General features: G+C 62.2%; 13 protein-coding genes and 1 tRNA gene. 4 read left to right on the forward strand and 10 right to left on the reverse strand.

The window, feature by feature from the left end:
• Positions 1-25 precede the first annotated feature (25 nt).
• From I6L45_RS19085 to tadA, 9 genes are all read right to left on the reverse strand, one after another.
• On the reverse strand, positions 26-1,426 hold the full coding sequence (locus I6L45_RS19085) for a basic amino acid/polyamine antiporter (RefSeq protein WP_216982964.1): 1,401 nt from the start codon (positions 1,424-1,426) through the stop codon (positions 26-28).
• Between the two features lie 9 nt (positions 1,427-1,435).
• The gene (locus I6L45_RS19090) at positions 1,436-2,338 is read right to left on the reverse strand and encodes a homocysteine S-methyltransferase family protein (RefSeq protein WP_216982965.1); all 903 of its coding nucleotides are present in this window, start codon (positions 2,336-2,338) and stop codon (positions 1,436-1,438) included.
• Between the two features lie 292 nt (positions 2,339-2,630).
• On the reverse strand, positions 2,631-3,173 hold the full coding sequence (locus I6L45_RS19095) for a hypothetical protein (RefSeq protein ID WP_043759473.1): 543 nt from the start codon (positions 3,171-3,173) through the stop codon (positions 2,631-2,633).
• Between the two features lie 19 nt (positions 3,174-3,192).
• Entirely contained in the window at positions 3,193-4,512 is a 1,320-nt protein-coding gene (locus I6L45_RS19100) for a hemolysin family protein (RefSeq protein ID WP_134695155.1), read from the reverse strand.
• Positions 4,513-4,704: 192 nt separating this feature from the next.
• On the reverse strand, positions 4,705-5,415 hold the full coding sequence (gene phoU / locus I6L45_RS19105; protein ID WP_134695154.1) for a phosphate signaling complex protein PhoU: 711 nt from the start codon (positions 5,413-5,415) through the stop codon (positions 4,705-4,707).
• A 110-nt stretch (positions 5,416-5,525) separates the two neighbouring features.
• Positions 5,526-6,344: a phosphate ABC transporter ATP-binding protein PstB gene (gene pstB, locus I6L45_RS19110; protein WP_043759467.1), complete on the reverse strand. Its 819-nt coding sequence runs from the start codon at positions 6,342-6,344 to the stop codon at positions 5,526-5,528.
• Positions 6,345-6,515: 171 nt separating this feature from the next.
• Positions 6,516-8,165 (reverse strand): phosphate ABC transporter permease PstA, encoded by a 1,650-nt coding sequence (gene pstA / locus I6L45_RS19115; RefSeq protein ID WP_043759466.1) that lies wholly within the window; start codon positions 8,163-8,165, stop codon positions 6,516-6,518.
• 17 nt (positions 8,166-8,182) lie between these two features.
• A complete protein-coding gene (locus I6L45_RS19120) occupies positions 8,183-10,420 on the reverse strand; it encodes an ABC transporter permease subunit (protein ID WP_216982966.1) in 2,238 nt (745 codons plus the stop codon).
• Positions 10,421-10,638: 218 nt separating this feature from the next.
• The gene (gene tadA / locus I6L45_RS19125; RefSeq protein ID WP_246877039.1) at positions 10,639-11,115 is read right to left on the reverse strand and encodes a tRNA adenosine(34) deaminase TadA; all 477 of its coding nucleotides are present in this window, start codon (positions 11,113-11,115) and stop codon (positions 10,639-10,641) included.
• Between the two features lie 291 nt (positions 11,116-11,406).
• Here tadA and I6L45_RS19130 point away from each other — a divergent pair.
• Both I6L45_RS19130 and I6L45_RS19135 read left to right on the forward strand, forming a co-directional pair.
• Positions 11,407-11,483 (forward strand) — tRNA-Pro (locus tag I6L45_RS19130).
• Positions 11,484-11,721: 238 nt separating this feature from the next.
• Positions 11,722-11,862 (forward strand): hypothetical protein, encoded by a 141-nt coding sequence (locus tag I6L45_RS19135; RefSeq protein ID WP_167332220.1) that lies wholly within the window; start codon positions 11,722-11,724, stop codon positions 11,860-11,862.
• A gap of 64 nt (positions 11,863-11,926) precedes the next feature.
• Here I6L45_RS19135 and I6L45_RS19140 read toward each other — a convergent pair whose 3' ends face one another.
• Entirely contained in the window at positions 11,927-12,289 is a 363-nt protein-coding gene (locus I6L45_RS19140) for a hypothetical protein (RefSeq protein ID WP_216982968.1), read from the reverse strand.
• Between the two features lie 261 nt (positions 12,290-12,550).
• Between I6L45_RS19140 and aceB the strand changes: the two genes are divergently transcribed.
• Both aceB and aceA read left to right on the forward strand, forming a co-directional pair.
• On the forward strand, positions 12,551-14,158 hold the full coding sequence (gene aceB / locus I6L45_RS19145; RefSeq protein ID WP_216982969.1) for a malate synthase A: 1,608 nt from the start codon (positions 12,551-12,553) through the stop codon (positions 14,156-14,158).
• Between the two features lie 69 nt (positions 14,159-14,227).
• Complete coding sequence (gene aceA / locus I6L45_RS19150) at positions 14,228-15,541, forward strand: isocitrate lyase (RefSeq protein ID WP_043759450.1); 1,314 nt, start codon at positions 14,228-14,230, stop codon at positions 15,539-15,541.
• Positions 15,542-15,596: the final 55 nt, after the last annotated feature.

The raw sequence follows: 15,596 nt of genomic DNA on the forward strand, positions 1-15,596 counted from the left end.
CTCTTGCATTGGGTCACCACCTCACTCAAACGTGGGCAAAGGACCAGATGGCGGGAATGAGGCTCAGCAGCGTCACCCCGGCCAGCAACCGCTCACGCCCGCTGAGCTGCTGCCCGGCCCCGAGCTGGCGACGGCTGTAGAGGAACAGCAGCAGACCCGGCCCGTAGAGCAACAAGGAGAGCAGCAGATACTCCACCCCGGCGGCATAGAGCAGCCAGAGACCATAGCCGCTCGACACCAGCGCCACCGCTCGCATCAGGCCATTGCCCTCCCTGCGCAAGGAGAGCTTGAGCAGGAAGAGACCGATCAGCAGATAGGGCACCAGGATCATGGAGGTGGAGATGAGCAGCAGGTTGGTGTAGCCCTTGCCAAGCAGCCACACCAGCAGCAGACAGCCCTGCACCGTCAGGCTGGTGAGCCAGAGCGAGGCGATGGGGGTGCCGTTGTCGTTCTGGCGCCGGAAGATGGCCGGGAAGGCGCCGTGGCGCGCCGCACTGAACGGCACCTCGGCCGAGAAGAGGGTCCAGCTCACGTAGGAGGCGAGCACCGACACGATGAGGCCGGCGTTGATGAGCAGCTTGCCCCAGGAGCCCGTCATCTGGGCCATCAGTCCCGCCATGGAGGGATTGGGCAGGGCCGCAAGCTCGGGGCGACTCAGGATCCCGAGCGCCAGCACCGAGATGAGCACATAGAGCAGCAGCGCCAGCACCACCCCGAGCACGGTGGCCGTGCCCACGTCCCGCCTGTTTCTGGCCCGGGCCGAGAGCACCGCCGCCCCCTCGATGCCGGTGAAGACCCAGAGAGTGATGAGCATGGTGTTGCGCACCTGCTCGGAGACCGGCACCGCCAGGGTACTGCCCTCCTGATCCGCCGCGAAGGTGACCGGATCGAACCAGTAGCAGGCGAACAGGATGAACAGCAGCAACGGCAGGCTCTTGGCCAGGGTCGCCACCAGGTTGAACAGGGCCGCCTGCTGCACGCCGCGGGCCACCAGCAGGTGCACCGCCCAGAGGATGCAGGACTCGCCGATGAAGGCCGCCAGGGTATTGCCCTCGCCAAACCAGACCCGCTCCGGGGTGTCGACGAAGCTGCCCAGCGCCGCGAAGGCGATCACCAGATAGCCCACCACGCCGATGGTGGCGCAGAGCCAATAGCCCCAGGCGGAGAAGAAGCCCACCAGCTCGCCGAAACCGGCCCGGGCATAGCTGTAGATGCCGCCGTCGAGCTCGGGTTTGAGTCGCGACAGGTAGAGGAAACTCGCGGCCAGCGCCAGTATGCCGACCCCGGTCACGGCCCAGCCGATCAGCACGGCGCGGGCCCCCGCTACATCGGCCATGTTCTGGGGCAGGCTGAAGACGCCCGCCCCCACCATGGAGCTGAACACCAGGGCCGTGAGGGACCAGAGCCCGATCTTGCTCTCTTTCATGGGCTCTCCTTAGCGCAGCCGGCTGGCCAGCGCCTCGATGTGTTCCGGGCCGATACCGCAGCAGCCGCCGATGAGGCTCGCCCCGGCAGCGCGCCAGCGCTCGGCCCAGCCCAGATAATCCAGCGGCCCCAGATCGGTGCGGATCTCGTCCAGCCCGTCGTTGGCGGTCGCCTCCTTGGGCTGGGGCGGGAAGGCGTTGGCATAGGCGCCGAGGCGAACGTCGGTGCGCCCCAGGGCCTGCAGGCCGGCCCCAGCCACCTTGAGCGCCCCCTCAATCACCTCGGGCTGACAGCAGTTGAACAGGATGGCGTTCACCCCGGCCGACGCCAGGGCGACCACGGCATCGGCCACCCGCTCGCCGGAGCGCAGGGTCGGCTCACTGCCCGGCGCCTCATCTTCCAGAGTAAAGGAGACCCAGAACGGCTTGCCGTCCTGTGGCAACAGAGCCTTGAGGGCCAGCGGCTCGGCGATGAGGCTCATGGTCTCCGCCAGCCAGAAATCCACTCGGGGGGAAAGCGCCCGGATCAGCGGGGTCGCCAGCTCGCTCACCCTGCTCGCGTCGAACAGGTCGGCGCGGTAGGAACCAAAGAGCGGCGGCAAGGAGCCGGCCACCTGCACGGAGCCCGGCTGCTCGTCGGCCACCTCCCGGGCCAGTTGCCCGGCCAGGGCCGCCAGCCGCTCCCCCTCTGCCGCAAAGCGCGCCTCACCGATATGAAACGGCACCAGCGCATAGCTGTTGGTGGTGATGACCCGGGCGCCACTCGCCACATAGGCCTGATGCACCTCGCGCACCGTCTCGGGGGCCTCCATCAGCGCCAGTGCCGACCACTCCGGTTGACGGAACGGCGCGCCACGCCGCGCCAGCTCGCGCCCCATGCCCCCATCCAGTACCCACAAATCCTGCTTGTCCATCTCTGTCTCTCTGCATGTTCCCGTCATGACGGGTGTTTATTGTGTGAAACCACATTAAGCCATCAAAACATCTAGACGGCTAGAAATCCCAAACATCATGACCCAAAGCAGAGAAAGAGGCAATCGGGGGCTACGAACAAATCCGAGCAAGCTCGGGATGATGGCGGCAAAGGGAGATCTCCCCGGCACAGGCATCACCTGGCCAGGCACTGAAACGACAAGAGGCCACCCGAAGGTGGCCTCTTGTGAAACAGGGGATCAAGGCGGGCACAGCCGCCGATGACTTGGCGACTCAGCGCCCGGCCAGCACCCGCTTGGTCTGCTTGACCCAGTCGGAGACACGACCCTGCTGGGAATACCCCTGCCAGATCTGTTCCCACTGTGCCGGGCTGAGCGGGCGGCCCAACCGGCGCTGTACCCCGGCGTACAGGTAGTCGTGCGCCGTGGTGCGAGCCTGGGCCGAGGTGAGGAACTTGGAGACGGGATCGGTCAGGCGCACGTCCCGCATGCCAAGCAGGGGGTAGTCACTGTGCACCGCCGCCAGCATGGTCTCGCGCATGGCCGACTCGATGTAGCCGCGGGCGAACAGGGCGGTCACCGACTCGAGCGAACCTTGATCCGGACCGTGATACTCCTCGTCGAACACCGGGCTGGGCTCTGCCACCGCGCTTTGCACCACCGCATCGGGATCCGGCTGCGGCACGACCACGGCTGCCTGGGGAGCGGCCGGCTTGGCGACGGGAGTGGCCTTGCGCGGTGCGCTCTGGCTGCAGGCACCGAGTGCCAGGGCGAGCGCCACACAGGCCAGCGCACGGGAATGAGACTGCATCTTCATGATTGCTAACGAGCTCCTTTTACGATTCCTGAACAGGCTTCTCGGCCGACGTGGCCTCTACCCGGGTGACCAGCAGCTGGTCGATCTTGTAACTGTCGATGTCGACCACTTCGAACTTGTAACCGGCGTACTTCACCGAGTCGGTGCGCTTGGGGATCTTGCGCAGCATGTACATGATGAAGCCGGCAATGGTCTCGTAGTTCTGGTTTTCCGGGAACTCCTCGATGTCGAAGGCGCGCATCACGTCGGAGATGGGGGTGACCCCGTCCACCAGCCAGGAGTTCTCGTCCCGCTGCACGATCTGCTCTTCCACCACGTGGGTGGCCCACTCCCCCATGACGGTGCTCATCAGATCGTTCATGGTGACGATCCCCACCACCAGGGCGTACTCGTTCATCACCACGGCGAAATCGCCCCTGTGGTTCTTGAAGTACTCCATCGCCTCGTAGAGGTTCAGGGTGTCGGGGATGATGATGACGTTCTGCACCAGGGAGCCGCTGTTGAGATCGATGCTCTGGCCGCTGATGACCCGGATCAGCAGCTCCTTGGAGTCGACGAAGCCCTTGATGCTGTCGAGGTTGTGGTCGCACACCAGGAACTTGTTGTGGGGGTGCTCGGCGATCTTGGCCTTGATGCTCTCCTCCCCCTCCTGCAGGGTGAAGTAGATGAGGCTCTCGCGGGCCGTCATGGCGGAGGTGACGCCAAGGGACTGCAGTTCGAACACGTTCTCGATGAGCTGATGCTCCTCGCGCTGGATGACGCCGGCCTCGGCGCCCGCATCCATCACCGCATAGATGTCGTCGGAGGTGATCTCGTCGTTGCGCACCATGGAGATGCGCAGCAGGCGGAACAGGCCGTTGGCCATGCCGTTGAACAGCCACACCAGCGGCATCAGCAGGGTGACGCACAGCAGCATGGGGCGCACCACCACCACGGCGATCCGCTCCGGCATGGTCATCGCCAGGCGCTTGGGCATCAGATCGGCGATGAGGATGAACATGCCGGTGACGAAGACGAAGGAGGCTGCCGAGCTGATTTCACTCAGCCAGGGCCCCTGATAGAACTCGGAGACCAGCTCCTTGATGGCCGGGTTCAGGGCGGACTCGCCCAGGATGCCGCCCAGGATGGCGACGGTATTGAGGCCTATCTGCACCACGGTGAAGAAGTTGCCAGGCTGGGCCTGCAGTGCCAGTACCTTCTCGGCATGGCGGTTGCCCTCGTCAGCCATCACCTGCAACTTGATCTTGCGGGAGGCGGCGAGGGAGATCTCGGAAAGCGAGAAGAACACACTGCCGGCGACCAGCAGCATCAGAAAGAACAAACTATCGGCAAAACTCATGATTAACCTATTGCTACAGCCGCCTTGACACAAGACGGCAAACTGGGCCCGGGAAACCGGACCGTGACTCCATCCGGGACTCACACAGGGGCCATATTCTAGCAGAAAAGCCCTCGTTGGGGGGCGTTATCTTAAGCTGTCCGAAAATGCAATAAAAAAGGCGCTTTACGCGCCTTTTTATTCATGTCGGGATCAGTTTTTGCCCAGCAGATCGGTCAACTCATCGGCCTTGGTGTGGCGCACATCCTTGCCCTTGACGTAGTAGACGATGTACTCGCAGATGTGCTGGCAGCGATCGCCGACCCGCTCGATGGCCCGCGCCGCCCACAGGACGTTCAGCACCTGGGGGATGGTGCGGGGATCTTCCATCATGTAGGTCATCAGCTCGCGGATGATGGACTCGTACTCCCGGTCCACCTTGTCATCTTCCTTGTAGACCGCGAGCGCCGCCTCCAGATCCATGCGCGCGAAGGCGTCGAGCACGTCGTGCAGCATCTTGATGGTGCGACGGCCCATGTTTTCCAGGGACACCAGCGGCGGCTGGGGCTTGTTGGCGTTGTCGGTCAGCATGCGGGCGATCTTGTCCGCCACATCGCCAATGCGCTCCAGATCCGTGATGGTCTTGATGATGGCCATCACCAGGCGCAGGTCGGACGCGGTGGGCTGACGCTTGGCGATGATGCGGGTGCACTCCTCATCGATGGCCACTTCCATGGCGTTGACCTTGTGATCGTTGGCCACTATCTTGCGGGCCGCATCCAGATCCTGGCCATGGATGGCGGCGATGGCGTCGGTGAGCTGCTTCTCCACCAGCCCCCCCATCACCAGCACCTGGTTGCGCACGCTCTCGAGCTCGGCATTGAACTGACCGGAGATGTGTTTGTTGAGATTCATATTGTCCATACCAGTAATCCTTGTTGCTCCGAGTATGCCCTAGTCGTAGAACCGACTGCCAATCTGTTTGTTGATGATCATCTTGTTCATCTCAATCACCCCTGTTGCACCAACATGCCTTAGCCGTAACGGCCGGTGATGTAGTCCTCGGTCTTCTTCTTGGCCGGGGTGGTGAAGATGGTGTTGGTGTTCGAGTACTCGATGAGCTCCCCCATGTACATGAAGGCGGTCTGATCAGAGACCCGCGCCGCCTGCTGCATGTTGTGGGTCACGATCACCACGGTGAACTGGCTCTTGAGCTCGTTGATCAGCTCCTCAATGGTGAGGGTGGAGATGGGGTCGAGCGCCGAGGTCGGTTCATCCAGCAGCAGCACTTCCGGCTCGATGGCGATGGCGCGGGCGATCACCAGACGCTGCTGCTGACCACCGGAGAGGCCGAAGGCGTTGTCGTGCAGACGATCCTTCACCTCGTCCCACAGGGCCGCACCGCGCAGGGAGCGCTCGGCCGCTTCGTCCAGGGTACGGCGGTCGTTGATACCCTGCAGGCGCAGGCCATAGACCACGTTCTCGTAGATGGACTTGGGGAAGGGGTTGGGACGCTGGAACACCATGCCTACCTGACGGCGCAGGGCGGAGACATCCACGCTCTTGTCGTAGATGTTGTGGCCGTGCAGCTGGATCTCCCCCTCGATGCGGCAGATCTCTACCAGATCGTTCATCCGGTTGATGCAGCGCAGCAGGGTGGACTTGCCGCAGCCGGACGGGCCGATGAAAGCAGTCACCTGGCCCTTCGGGATCTTCATGTTGACGTTGAACAGCGCCTGCTTGTTGCCGTAGTACAGGTTGAGATCCTTCACCTCCAGGGCCGTCTGCTCCGGGGTCAGGTTGAGCAGATCGGTGGCGGTGTGCGGGGCCGAACTCGGTGTTACGTTGATCATCTGTTACCTCAAATTCTCTTTGTGGCGGCGGGCAAGCTCATTGCCCGCGGCCGGAACGCTTGGCTGGCAGGGAAGACCCCTGCCCGTCTCTGTGGTGACTGGTCTATCAATGTTCCAGCGACCGGAATTTTTCGCGCAAGTGATTGCGCATGCCCGTCAGGCTCATCGTCATCAATGTTCCAAAGAACGGAACTTCTCACGCAAGTGGTTGCGGATACCGATGGCCGTCAGGTTGAGGCCCACGATCACCGTCACCAGCAGGAAGGAGGTGGCGTAGACCAGGGGACGCGCCGCCTCGACGTTCGGGCTCTGGAAGCCCACGTCATAGATGTGGAAGCCCAGGTGCATGAACTTGCGCTCCACATGCAGGTACGGGAAGTTGCCGTCCATCGGCAGGGTCGGGGCCAGCTTCACCACCCCCACCAGCATCAGGGGCGCCACCTCACCGGCCGCACGGGCTATCGCCAGGATGAGGCCGGTCATGATGGCCGGGCTCGCCATGGGCAGCACGATGCGCCACAGGGTCTCGGCCTGGGTGGCACCCAGCGCCAGCGAACCCTGGCGGATGGTGCTGGGAATGCGGGCCAGCCCCTCTTCGGTGGAGACGATCACCACCGGCAGGGTCAGGATGGCCAGGGTCAGGGCCGACCAGATGACGCCGGGGGAGCCGAAGGTAGGGCTCGGCAGCGCTTCCGGGTAGAAGAGGCGGTCGATGCTGCCCCCCAGGGTATAGACGAAGAAGCCCAGGCCAAACACGCCGTACACGATGGAGGGCACGCCAGCCAGGTTGATCACCGCAATGCGGATGATCTTGGTCAGGCTGTTCTTGCCTGCGTACTCGTGCAGGTAGACCGCCGCCACCACGCCGAGCGGGGTCACGATGATCGCCATCAGGATCACCATGAAGACGGTGCCGAAGATGGCCGGGAACACGCCCCCTTCGGTGTTTGCCTCGCGGGGATCATCGGTGACGAACTTGGCCGTCTGGTGGAACCAGTGACCCACCTTGGCCATCAGGCTCATGTCGTTGGGCCAGACCACGTCCAGCACCCGGGACATGGGCATGGTCACCAGCTCGCCGCGCATGTCCTTGACGGTGATGCTGTCTCTGTCCGCCTGGCTGCGCAGGGAGAAGAGCTCCTTCTCCAGCACCTGATAGCGATCGTTCAGGGCCTGACGCTCGCTCGCCAGCTCGGCTTTCAGCTGATCGGTCAGCTTGTCGTCCAGCTCCGCCTTGCGCTCTTTGAGGCGCAGGCGCTCAAGCTGGTAGTTGATGCTGCCGATGTCCCCTTTCTGCAGGTCGTTGGCCTGGCTCGACAGGGCATTGGCCCGGGCCAGCACCCGCAGCAGGGCAGGGTGCAGATCCGTGGTGACCTCGCGACCGTCTTCCTTCACCGAGGTGATGTAGCCGTAGAAGTTGCCGTTGGTGGCACGCTCCACCATGGCGAGCTCGGCCGGCTGGGTGCGCGACTTGATGTCGGTTTCCAGCACCCAGCGGAAGTCCAGGTCGACGAACTCACGGTTGCCGGTCTTGACCAGATAGCGGGTCAGCTCCTCGCGCTCTTCCCCTTTCAGGGCCAGCCCGGAGGCGCGCAGCCGCTCCACCGGCACCAGCTCGCGATCGTTGATCTCGCCGATGAGCACACTCTTGTTGCCGCTCTCGTCTTCCAGCTGCCACTCATAGATGGGGTGCGGCCAGAAGTAGACCAGACCACGCCAGCCGATGAGCAACAACAAACCCAGTACGGCCACCAGACTCAGGCTGACGGCGCCCCCCGTCATCCAGATCCAGGGGGCCCCCGATTTAAACCACTTACCCATTGTCGATTCCTTAGTCCTTACAGAGAGCTGTACTTTTCACGCAACCGCTGACGGATGAACTCGGCCAGGGTATTGAACAAGAAGGTGAACACAAACAGCACGAAGGCGGCGAGGAAGAGCACCCGGTAGTGGGAGCTGCCCACTTCCGATTCCGGCATCTCCACCGCGATGTTGGCCGCCAGGGTCCGCAGCCCCTGGAACATGGAGAAGTCCATGATGGGGGTGTTGCCGGTGGCCATCAGCACTATCATGGTCTCGCCCACGGCGCGGCCAAGACCCATCATCACCGCCGAGAAGATGCCCGGGCTCGCGGTGAGGATCACCACCCGGCTCAGGGTCTGCCACGGGGTGGCGCCCAGCGCCAGAGAACCCTGGGTCAGGTGCTTGGGTACCGAGAAGACGGCGTCTTCGGCGATGGAGAAGATGGTGGGGATGACCGCAAAGCCCATGGCGATACCGACCACCAGGGAGTTGCGCTGGTCAAACTTGATGCCCATCTCGTGGGTCAGCCAGATGCGGGAATCACCGTGCATGAAGGCGTTCTCGATGATGGGACTCAGGGCGAAGGCCCCCCAGCCGATGACCAGCAGCACCGGGATGAGCAGGATGGCGTGCCAACCCTCCGGCAGCCAGGTACGGCCACGCTCCGGCAGATAGTTCCATACCAGTGCGGTCAGCAGCATGCCCATGGGCAGCAGGATCAGCAGCAGGATCACCCCGGGCAGGGCCCCCTCGATGATGGGGGCGAGCCACAGACCGGCCAGGAAGCCCAGGATGACGGTCGGCAGCGCCGCCATGATCTCCACCGTCGGCTTGACGTATTTGCGCAGCCCCGCCGACATGAAGTAGGCGGTGTAGATGGCGCCGGCGACGCCGAGGGGCACCGCGAACACCATGGCGTAGAAGGAGGCCTTGAGGGTACCAAATACCAGGGGTACCAGGCTCAGCTTGGCTTCGAAGTCGTTGCTGGCGGAGGTGGACTGCCACACGTACTGGGGCTCGGGATAGCCTTCATACCACACCTGTTGCCACAGGGCGGACCAGGTCACCTCGGGGTGATCGTTCTCCACATCGAAGACCTTGAAGAGATCCCCCTGCTGGGTCAGCAACAGGTTGTGGCGCGGCGAAATGGCCAGGGCGGAGAGTTCGCCCCCGTCCATCTTCTCGCTCAGCAGCTTGCTCTCGCCGGTAGCGTGGAAGAAGTTGATGCCCCCCTGCTTGTCCGCACTGATGAAGCCCTTGCGAAAATGCTCCGGCGTCAGCAGATCGACGACACCGTCGCTCTTGAAGTCACGGATCTGGGTGAACTGGCGCTTGCCCTCTTTGGCCACCTCGAACCACTGGGAGATGACGCCGTTATCGTTGCCCACCAGCAACGAGGAGGCGCCGGAGAGCAGCTCGATCCGGGTCACGTTCGCATTGGGGGCGTTGATCTCCAGCACGTCGCGCAGGGAGATGTCGCTCAGGTTATGGATGTCATAGACGGAGAGGCGATTGCCCTCGCGCACGAACAGGATGCGCAGGTTGGGGGTCAGCAGCATCTGATCCACGTGGCGCGGCAGGGAGGGAATGGTGTAGTTCTCGCTGCTCCACTCGACTTCGCCGGAGAGGAAGTTCTCCTCGCCGCTCATCACCATCAGCACGCCACGGCCATCCTCGGTCACGGCGGCAGTGGCCATCTTCTCCTTGGTGGCCTCGAAGACCATGCGCGTCAGCGCTTTGCCCTCGGGGTCGATCACCACCGGCTCTTCGCCGAGGGGATATTGCAGGCTGGGTTCGATAACGCGCACGTCGTTCGGGTAGGAGACCTTGAACGCCGGTTGTGCCACCTGCGCCTTGCCATCGGCAAAGCCATAGGCGATGAGCTTCTGGCCCGGTGCCGGCGGTGCCACCGTGGTGATCTCACCGGGGATCTGCGCGTCGCCTATCACCTGACCCACCTTGATGTTGCCATCCGGCTGAACGGCAAAGAATTTCACCTTGCCCTGGTCGCTGAAGCGATAGCCTATCTCGTTCTGCTCCTCGACGCCGAGCCAGGCGGTCTTGCCCTGGACAGGCAGCGTGAAGGAGGAGGTGCTCTCCATGCTGGCGCCATTGAAGATGGGTTTCACCACATAGAGCAGATAGAAGAAGATAAGCAGCAGCGCCACCAGCACCAGGGCTCCCCCTGTGGTAACGCCGTATTTGGCCAACTTATCCTTGATCCGGCGTTTTTTACTACCCGCCATGACCAGGTTTAACGATTCCGATGACATGCAAGACCTCAATGTGAGCTAGGCTTCGCGGCATTATATGGCGGTTGCATGACAGTTTTGTTACATCGAAACGTTAGAAATCCACTCCCGTGCAAACCCGGAAAACCGGCGGAAAACCCCGCGTCGTCGGCCAGCGCGTCCGGCAGAAAGGGAACATCCGAAGGTCTTATCTGGGGAGATATAAAGATGGGAAAACGGGGCGGCCGACCCCGTCTGCATCAGGAGGAAGCGGGTTGCCTTGCGGCCAGCTTCGCCGCCTTCTTCTCGGCACGGCGCCGCTTGAAGAAATCCGACAGCTGGGCCGAGCAGACCTCTGCCAGCACGCCACCTGTCAACGCCACGCTGTGATTGTGGCGCGGGTCCATCAGGATATCGAACACCGACCCCGCCGCCCCCGTCTTGAGATCCCGGGCCCCGTAGACCACCCGTTTGACCCGGCTGTGGATGAGGGCACCGGCGCACATGCAGCAGGGCTCCAGGGTCACATAGAGGGTGGTGTCGAGCAGCCGGTAGTTTTCCAGCCGGGCACCTGCGGCGCGCAGTGCCATGATCTCCGCATGGGCGCAGGCATCGTGGTCGCTGATGGAACGGTTCCACCCCTCCCCCAGGATCTCGTCACCCAGCACCAGCACGGCGCCGACCGGGATCTCGCCGATCCCTTCCGCCCGGGCGGCCAGGGCCATGGCATGGCGCATCCAGCGTTCGTCCTGTGCCTGTAGCAACGCCTCTGGGCTCTCTTGTGCTGGCTCCACGCCCGCTCCTCTCGTCTGTCTGCGTTCATTTAATGTTGGCCCCACCGAAGGGTCCGGTCCAGGAGGACGGGGCCGCATCAGGGGGGTCGAGATTATGCCAAAACTCCGGCCAAGGCCCAAGGAGCATCTCGTCTGAACAATAAAGAAGCAGTCAGCATCTCTCTGATAAAAAAGGAGTTGCACCCGTCAGGTCATCCTATTAGACTTCCTCCCCGTCAGCCGAGCTGACTCCGTCGGTGTGTAGCGCAGCCAGGTAGCGCATCTGCATGGGGTGTAGAGGGTCGGAGGTTCGAATCCTCTCACACCGACCAAATTCCCCGAAAATAGCCCAGTCAGACGACTGGGCTATTTTTTTGTCTTGCCTCCCCTTTTTTCCGTGCCTTTTCCAGCCGCCACAGCCAGAACGGCGTGAAATTCATACAGAACCGCTTGAAGCTTTCACAAAGTGCCGTTAGGATACGCAACTTTTCCGCCGGCCAGAAAACAGGGAGGTGGATATCAGGGTGATGGAATCACCGACCGGCTTGCAATCCAAAGAGGCAAGCATCCATGACCCAAGCTGTTGACACTCCGCCTGTTCAGCCCCTGATCTCGACCACCCCCTCCACTCTCGATACCCCTGAGAACGGGGTCGGCGACTCGGTGCGACTCGACGTGATCGATCTCGCCGCTCCGGACGAGGACTATTGAGGGCCAGTCCCCGCACTGCGGTTAAATGCGCCGGTTTTGCTGTCCGGCACCGCTTTTTCCCTGGTCAAGATACCACCAAAGCAAATAACGATAAAACACCAAGATATAGCCAAAACTTGGTTCTATTCACTACCTGATACCCCTTCGCCTCCTTCGCCCCCATCCTCATTCTTTGATACAAACCTACGTCATTGCCCGTCATTTCCATGGGATCTCCTCTTTGCGCCATTTTCACCGTATTTGACCGCGCGGTTTTAAACGCATGTTCATAGGTCAACCTCTTTGCAGGCCAGATGCCTCCTGCACCGACTGCACGCATTTCATACAGATGTTTTTGACAACCTTGGAGTGAGGTCGGGATTTCTTTTTGCATTTGTAATTTTATTACGTAATAAATTACATTTTGCATATCTCCCTCAAGGCGCATCCCCCCTCCCTGACACCCCGCACAACCAAGAGCATAACCATCTGCGTAGAGCTTTTGCGCTAATCACATAAAACACCTAAAAACAGCAACTTAACTTCCAATCAAAAACGCCCGTTTTAAAAATCAAGTTGACGACAACGCCATTATTTTGCACCTTATCAATCGTGTTATCCCGCCGTTGCGGGGAGTTTAAGAGAAAGGGATATAGACGTTAGTCGTAGTTAATAAATTAAAAATGTAACTTTTGGAGGAGTACCCACTATGTCGGCACCGGCCCAGACCCTCAGCAGCACCCGCCTGCGTATTCAAGGCGAGATGCTTCCCGATTACGCGCAGATCCTGACGCCGGATGCGGTGGCCCTGGTATCCGAACTGGTGGAACGCTTCGCCCCTCAACGCAATGAACTGCTCAAACAGCGGGTCGCCCGTCAGGCCCGCATCGACGCAGGCGAGCTGCCCGACTTCCTGCCCGAAACCGCTCACATCCGCGACGGCGACTGGACCATTCGTGGCATCCCCGCCGACCTGCAGGACAGGCGTGTGGAGATCACCGGCCCGGTCGAGCGCAAGATGGTGATCAACGCCCTCAACGCCAACGTCAAGGTCTTCATGGCGGACTTCGAGGACTCCCTGGCCCCCGCCTGGAACAAGGTGATCGAGGGTCAGATCAACCTGCGCGATGCGGTGAACGGCACGATTTCCTACCAGAGCCCGGAGGGGAAGTCCTATACCCTGAGTTCCGATCCGGCTGTGCTCATCTGCCGGGTGCGCGGTCTGCACCTGCCGGAGAAACACGTCACTTTCGAGGGTGAGCCCGTCCCCGGCGGCCTGTTCGACTTCGCTCTCTATTTCCTGCACAACCACAAGGCGCTGCTGGCAAAGGGCTCCGGTCCCTACTTCTACGTGCCCAAGCTGCAGAGCCACCTGGAGGGTCGCTGGTGGAGCGAGGTGTTCGCCTGGACCGAGGACAGGTTCGGCCTGCCCCGTGGCACCATCAAGGCGACCGTGCTCATCGAGACCCTGCCGGCGGTGTTCGAGATGGACGAGCTGCTCTACCAGATGAAGGATCACATCGTCGCGCTCAACTGCGGCCGCTGGGACTACATCTTCAGCTACATCAAGACCCTGAAGAACCACCCCGACCGCGTCCTGCCGGACAGGCAGGTGGTCACCATGGACAAACCATTCCTGAGTGCCTATTCGCGTCTGCTCATCAAGACCTGCCACAAGCGTGGCGCCCTGGCCATGGGCGGCATGGCCGCCTTCATCCCGGCCAAGGATCCGGCAGTCAACGAGCAGGTGTTTGCCAAGGTACTGGCGGACAAGCAGCGGGAGGCCGACAACGGCCATGACGGCACCTGGGTGGCCCACCCGGGCCTGGCCGACACCGCCATGGCGGTGTTCAACGCCACCATCCCGGCCGGCGCCAGGAACCAGATCGGCGTGCTGCGTGAGCAGGATGCCCCCATCACGGCATCGGATCTGCTGGCCCCCTGCGAGGGTGATCGCACCGAGGCGGGCATGCGCACCAATATCCGTGTCGCCCTGCAGTATCTGGAGGCCTGGATCAACGGCAACGGCTGCGTGCCCATCTACGGATTGATGGAAGATGCCGCCACCGCCGAGATCTCCCGCACCTCTATCTGGCAGTGGATCCGTCACGGCAAGACGCTCTCCAACGGTCAGGTGGTCACCAAGGCGCTGTTCCGCCAGATGCTGGCCGAGGAGCAGGAGGTGGTCAGGGGGGAAGTGGGCGAGGCCCGCTGGCAGTCAGGGCGCTTCGCCGAGGCAAGCGCGCTGATGGACGAGATCACCTGCGCCGACACACTCATCGATTTTCTGACGCTGCCCGGTTACGAGCGGCTGTGAAATCCGGGCCGGTGACGGCCCCCATAACAAGTCAATGGAAACGTGAAATCAATGAAAGAGGGAACTGATATGGCACTGACCCGTGAGCAACAGATCCAGGCTATCGAGAAAGACTGGGCAGAAAACCCCCGCTGGAAAGGGATCAAGCGCGGCTACAGCGCCGAGGACGTGGTGAACCTGCGCGGCAGCCTGCAGCCGGCACACACCCTGGCCCAACGGGGTGCCGACAAGCTGTGGGAGCTGATCCACGGCGGCGCCAAGAAGGGCTACGTGAACTGCCTCGGTGCCCTGACCGGCGGCCAGGCGGTGCAGCAGGCCAAGGCCGGCATCGAGGCCATCTACCTCTCCGGCTGGCAGGTGGCGGCGGACAACAACCTCTCCTCCACCATGTATCCGGATCAGTCCCTCTACCCGGCCAACTCCGTGCCCTCCGTGGTGGAGCGCATCAACAACTCCTTCGCCCGCGCCGACCAGATCCAGTGGGCCAACAAGGTGGGCCCACAGGACAAGGGCTTCATCGACTACTTCCTGCCCATCGTGGCGGATGCGGAAGCCGGCTTCGGCGGCGTGCTGAACGCCTTCGAGCTGATGAAAGGGATGATTGAAGCGGGCGCCGCCGGCGTGCACTTCGAGGATCAGCTCGCCTCCGTGAAGAAGTGCGGTCATATGGGCGGCAAGGTGCTGGTCCCGACCCAGGAAGCGGTGCAAAAGCTCGTCGCGGCTCGCCTCGCGGCAGACGTGTGCGGCACCACCACCCTGGTAATCGCCCGCACCGACGCCAACGCGGCGGATCTGCTGACCACGGACGCCGATCCCTACGATGCCGGCTTCCTGACCGGTGAGCGCACCAGCGAGGGCTTCTACAAGGTGCAGGCCGGTATCGAGCAGGCCATCTCCCGCGGCCTGGCCTACGCCCCCTATGCCGACATGGTATGGTGCGAGACGGCCAAGCCGGATCTGGACGAGGCGCGCCAGTTTGCCGAGGCCATCAAGGCCAAGTTCCCGGACAAGATCCTGGCCTACAACTGCTCCCCGAGCTTCAACTGGAAGAAGAACCTGGACGATGCCACCATCGCCCGCTTCCAGCAGGAACTCTCCGACATGGGCTACAAGTACCAGTTCATCACCCTGGCAGGCATCCACAACATGTGGTTCCACATGTACGAGCTGGCCTACCAGTACGCCCGTGGCGAGGGGATGAAGCACTATGTCGAGATGGTGCAGCAGCCGGAGTTTGCCGCCGCCGAGCGGGGCTACACCTTCGTGGCGCACCAGCAGGAAGTCGGCACCGGTTACTTCGACAAGGTGACCACCGTCATCCAGGGTGGCCAGTCCTCGGTGACCGCGTTGACCGGCTCCACCGAAGAAGATCAGTTCCACTGATCATCTGACGGCTGCAATCAAAAACCCCGGCCTGGTGCCGGGGTTTCTTTTTGTG

This window comes from Aeromonas sp. FDAARGOS 1415 (assembly GCF_019048365.1).
GTDB lineage: Bacteria > Pseudomonadota > Gammaproteobacteria > Enterobacterales > Aeromonadaceae > Aeromonas > Aeromonas taiwanensis.

What these genes read in the sequence shown, in the direction of transcription:
- aceA (WP_043759450.1), top strand. Translation starts at nt 14,228, where the DNA reads ATGGCACTGACCCGTGAGCAACAGATCCAGGCTATCGAGAAAGACTGG.
- pstB (WP_043759467.1), bottom strand. Translation starts at nt 6,344, where the DNA reads ATGATCAACGTAACACCGAGTTCGGCCCCGCACACCGCCACCGATCTG.
- aceB (WP_216982969.1), top strand. Translation starts at nt 12,551, where the DNA reads ATGTCGGCACCGGCCCAGACCCTCAGCAGCACCCGCCTGCGTATTCAA.
- I6L45_RS19085 (WP_216982964.1), bottom strand. Translation starts at nt 1,426, where the DNA reads ATGAAAGAGAGCAAGATCGGGCTCTGGTCCCTCACGGCCCTGGTGTTC.
- I6L45_RS19090 (WP_216982965.1), bottom strand. Translation starts at nt 2,338, where the DNA reads ATGGACAAGCAGGATTTGTGGGTACTGGATGGGGGCATGGGGCGCGAG.
- tadA (WP_246877039.1), bottom strand. Translation starts at nt 11,115, where the DNA reads ATGCGCCATGCCATGGCCCTGGCCGCCCGGGCGGAAGGGATCGGCGAG.
- phoU (WP_134695154.1), bottom strand. Translation starts at nt 5,415, where the DNA reads ATGGACAATATGAATCTCAACAAACACATCTCCGGTCAGTTCAATGCC.
- I6L45_RS19095 (WP_043759473.1), bottom strand. Translation starts at nt 3,173, where the DNA reads ATGAAGATGCAGTCTCATTCCCGTGCGCTGGCCTGTGTGGCGCTCGCC.
- I6L45_RS19100 (WP_134695155.1), bottom strand. Translation starts at nt 4,512, where the DNA reads ATGAGTTTTGCCGATAGTTTGTTCTTTCTGATGCTGCTGGTCGCCGGC.
- I6L45_RS19140 (WP_216982968.1), bottom strand. Translation starts at nt 12,289, where the DNA reads ATGCGCCTTGAGGGAGATATGCAAAATGTAATTTATTACGTAATAAAA.
- pstA (WP_043759466.1), bottom strand. Translation starts at nt 8,165, where the DNA reads ATGGGTAAGTGGTTTAAATCGGGGGCCCCCTGGATCTGGATGACGGGG.
- I6L45_RS19135 (WP_167332220.1), top strand. Translation starts at nt 11,722, where the DNA reads ATGACCCAAGCTGTTGACACTCCGCCTGTTCAGCCCCTGATCTCGACC.
- I6L45_RS19120 (WP_216982966.1), bottom strand. Translation starts at nt 10,420, where the DNA reads ATGTCATCGGAATCGTTAAACCTGGTCATGGCGGGTAGTAAAAAACGC.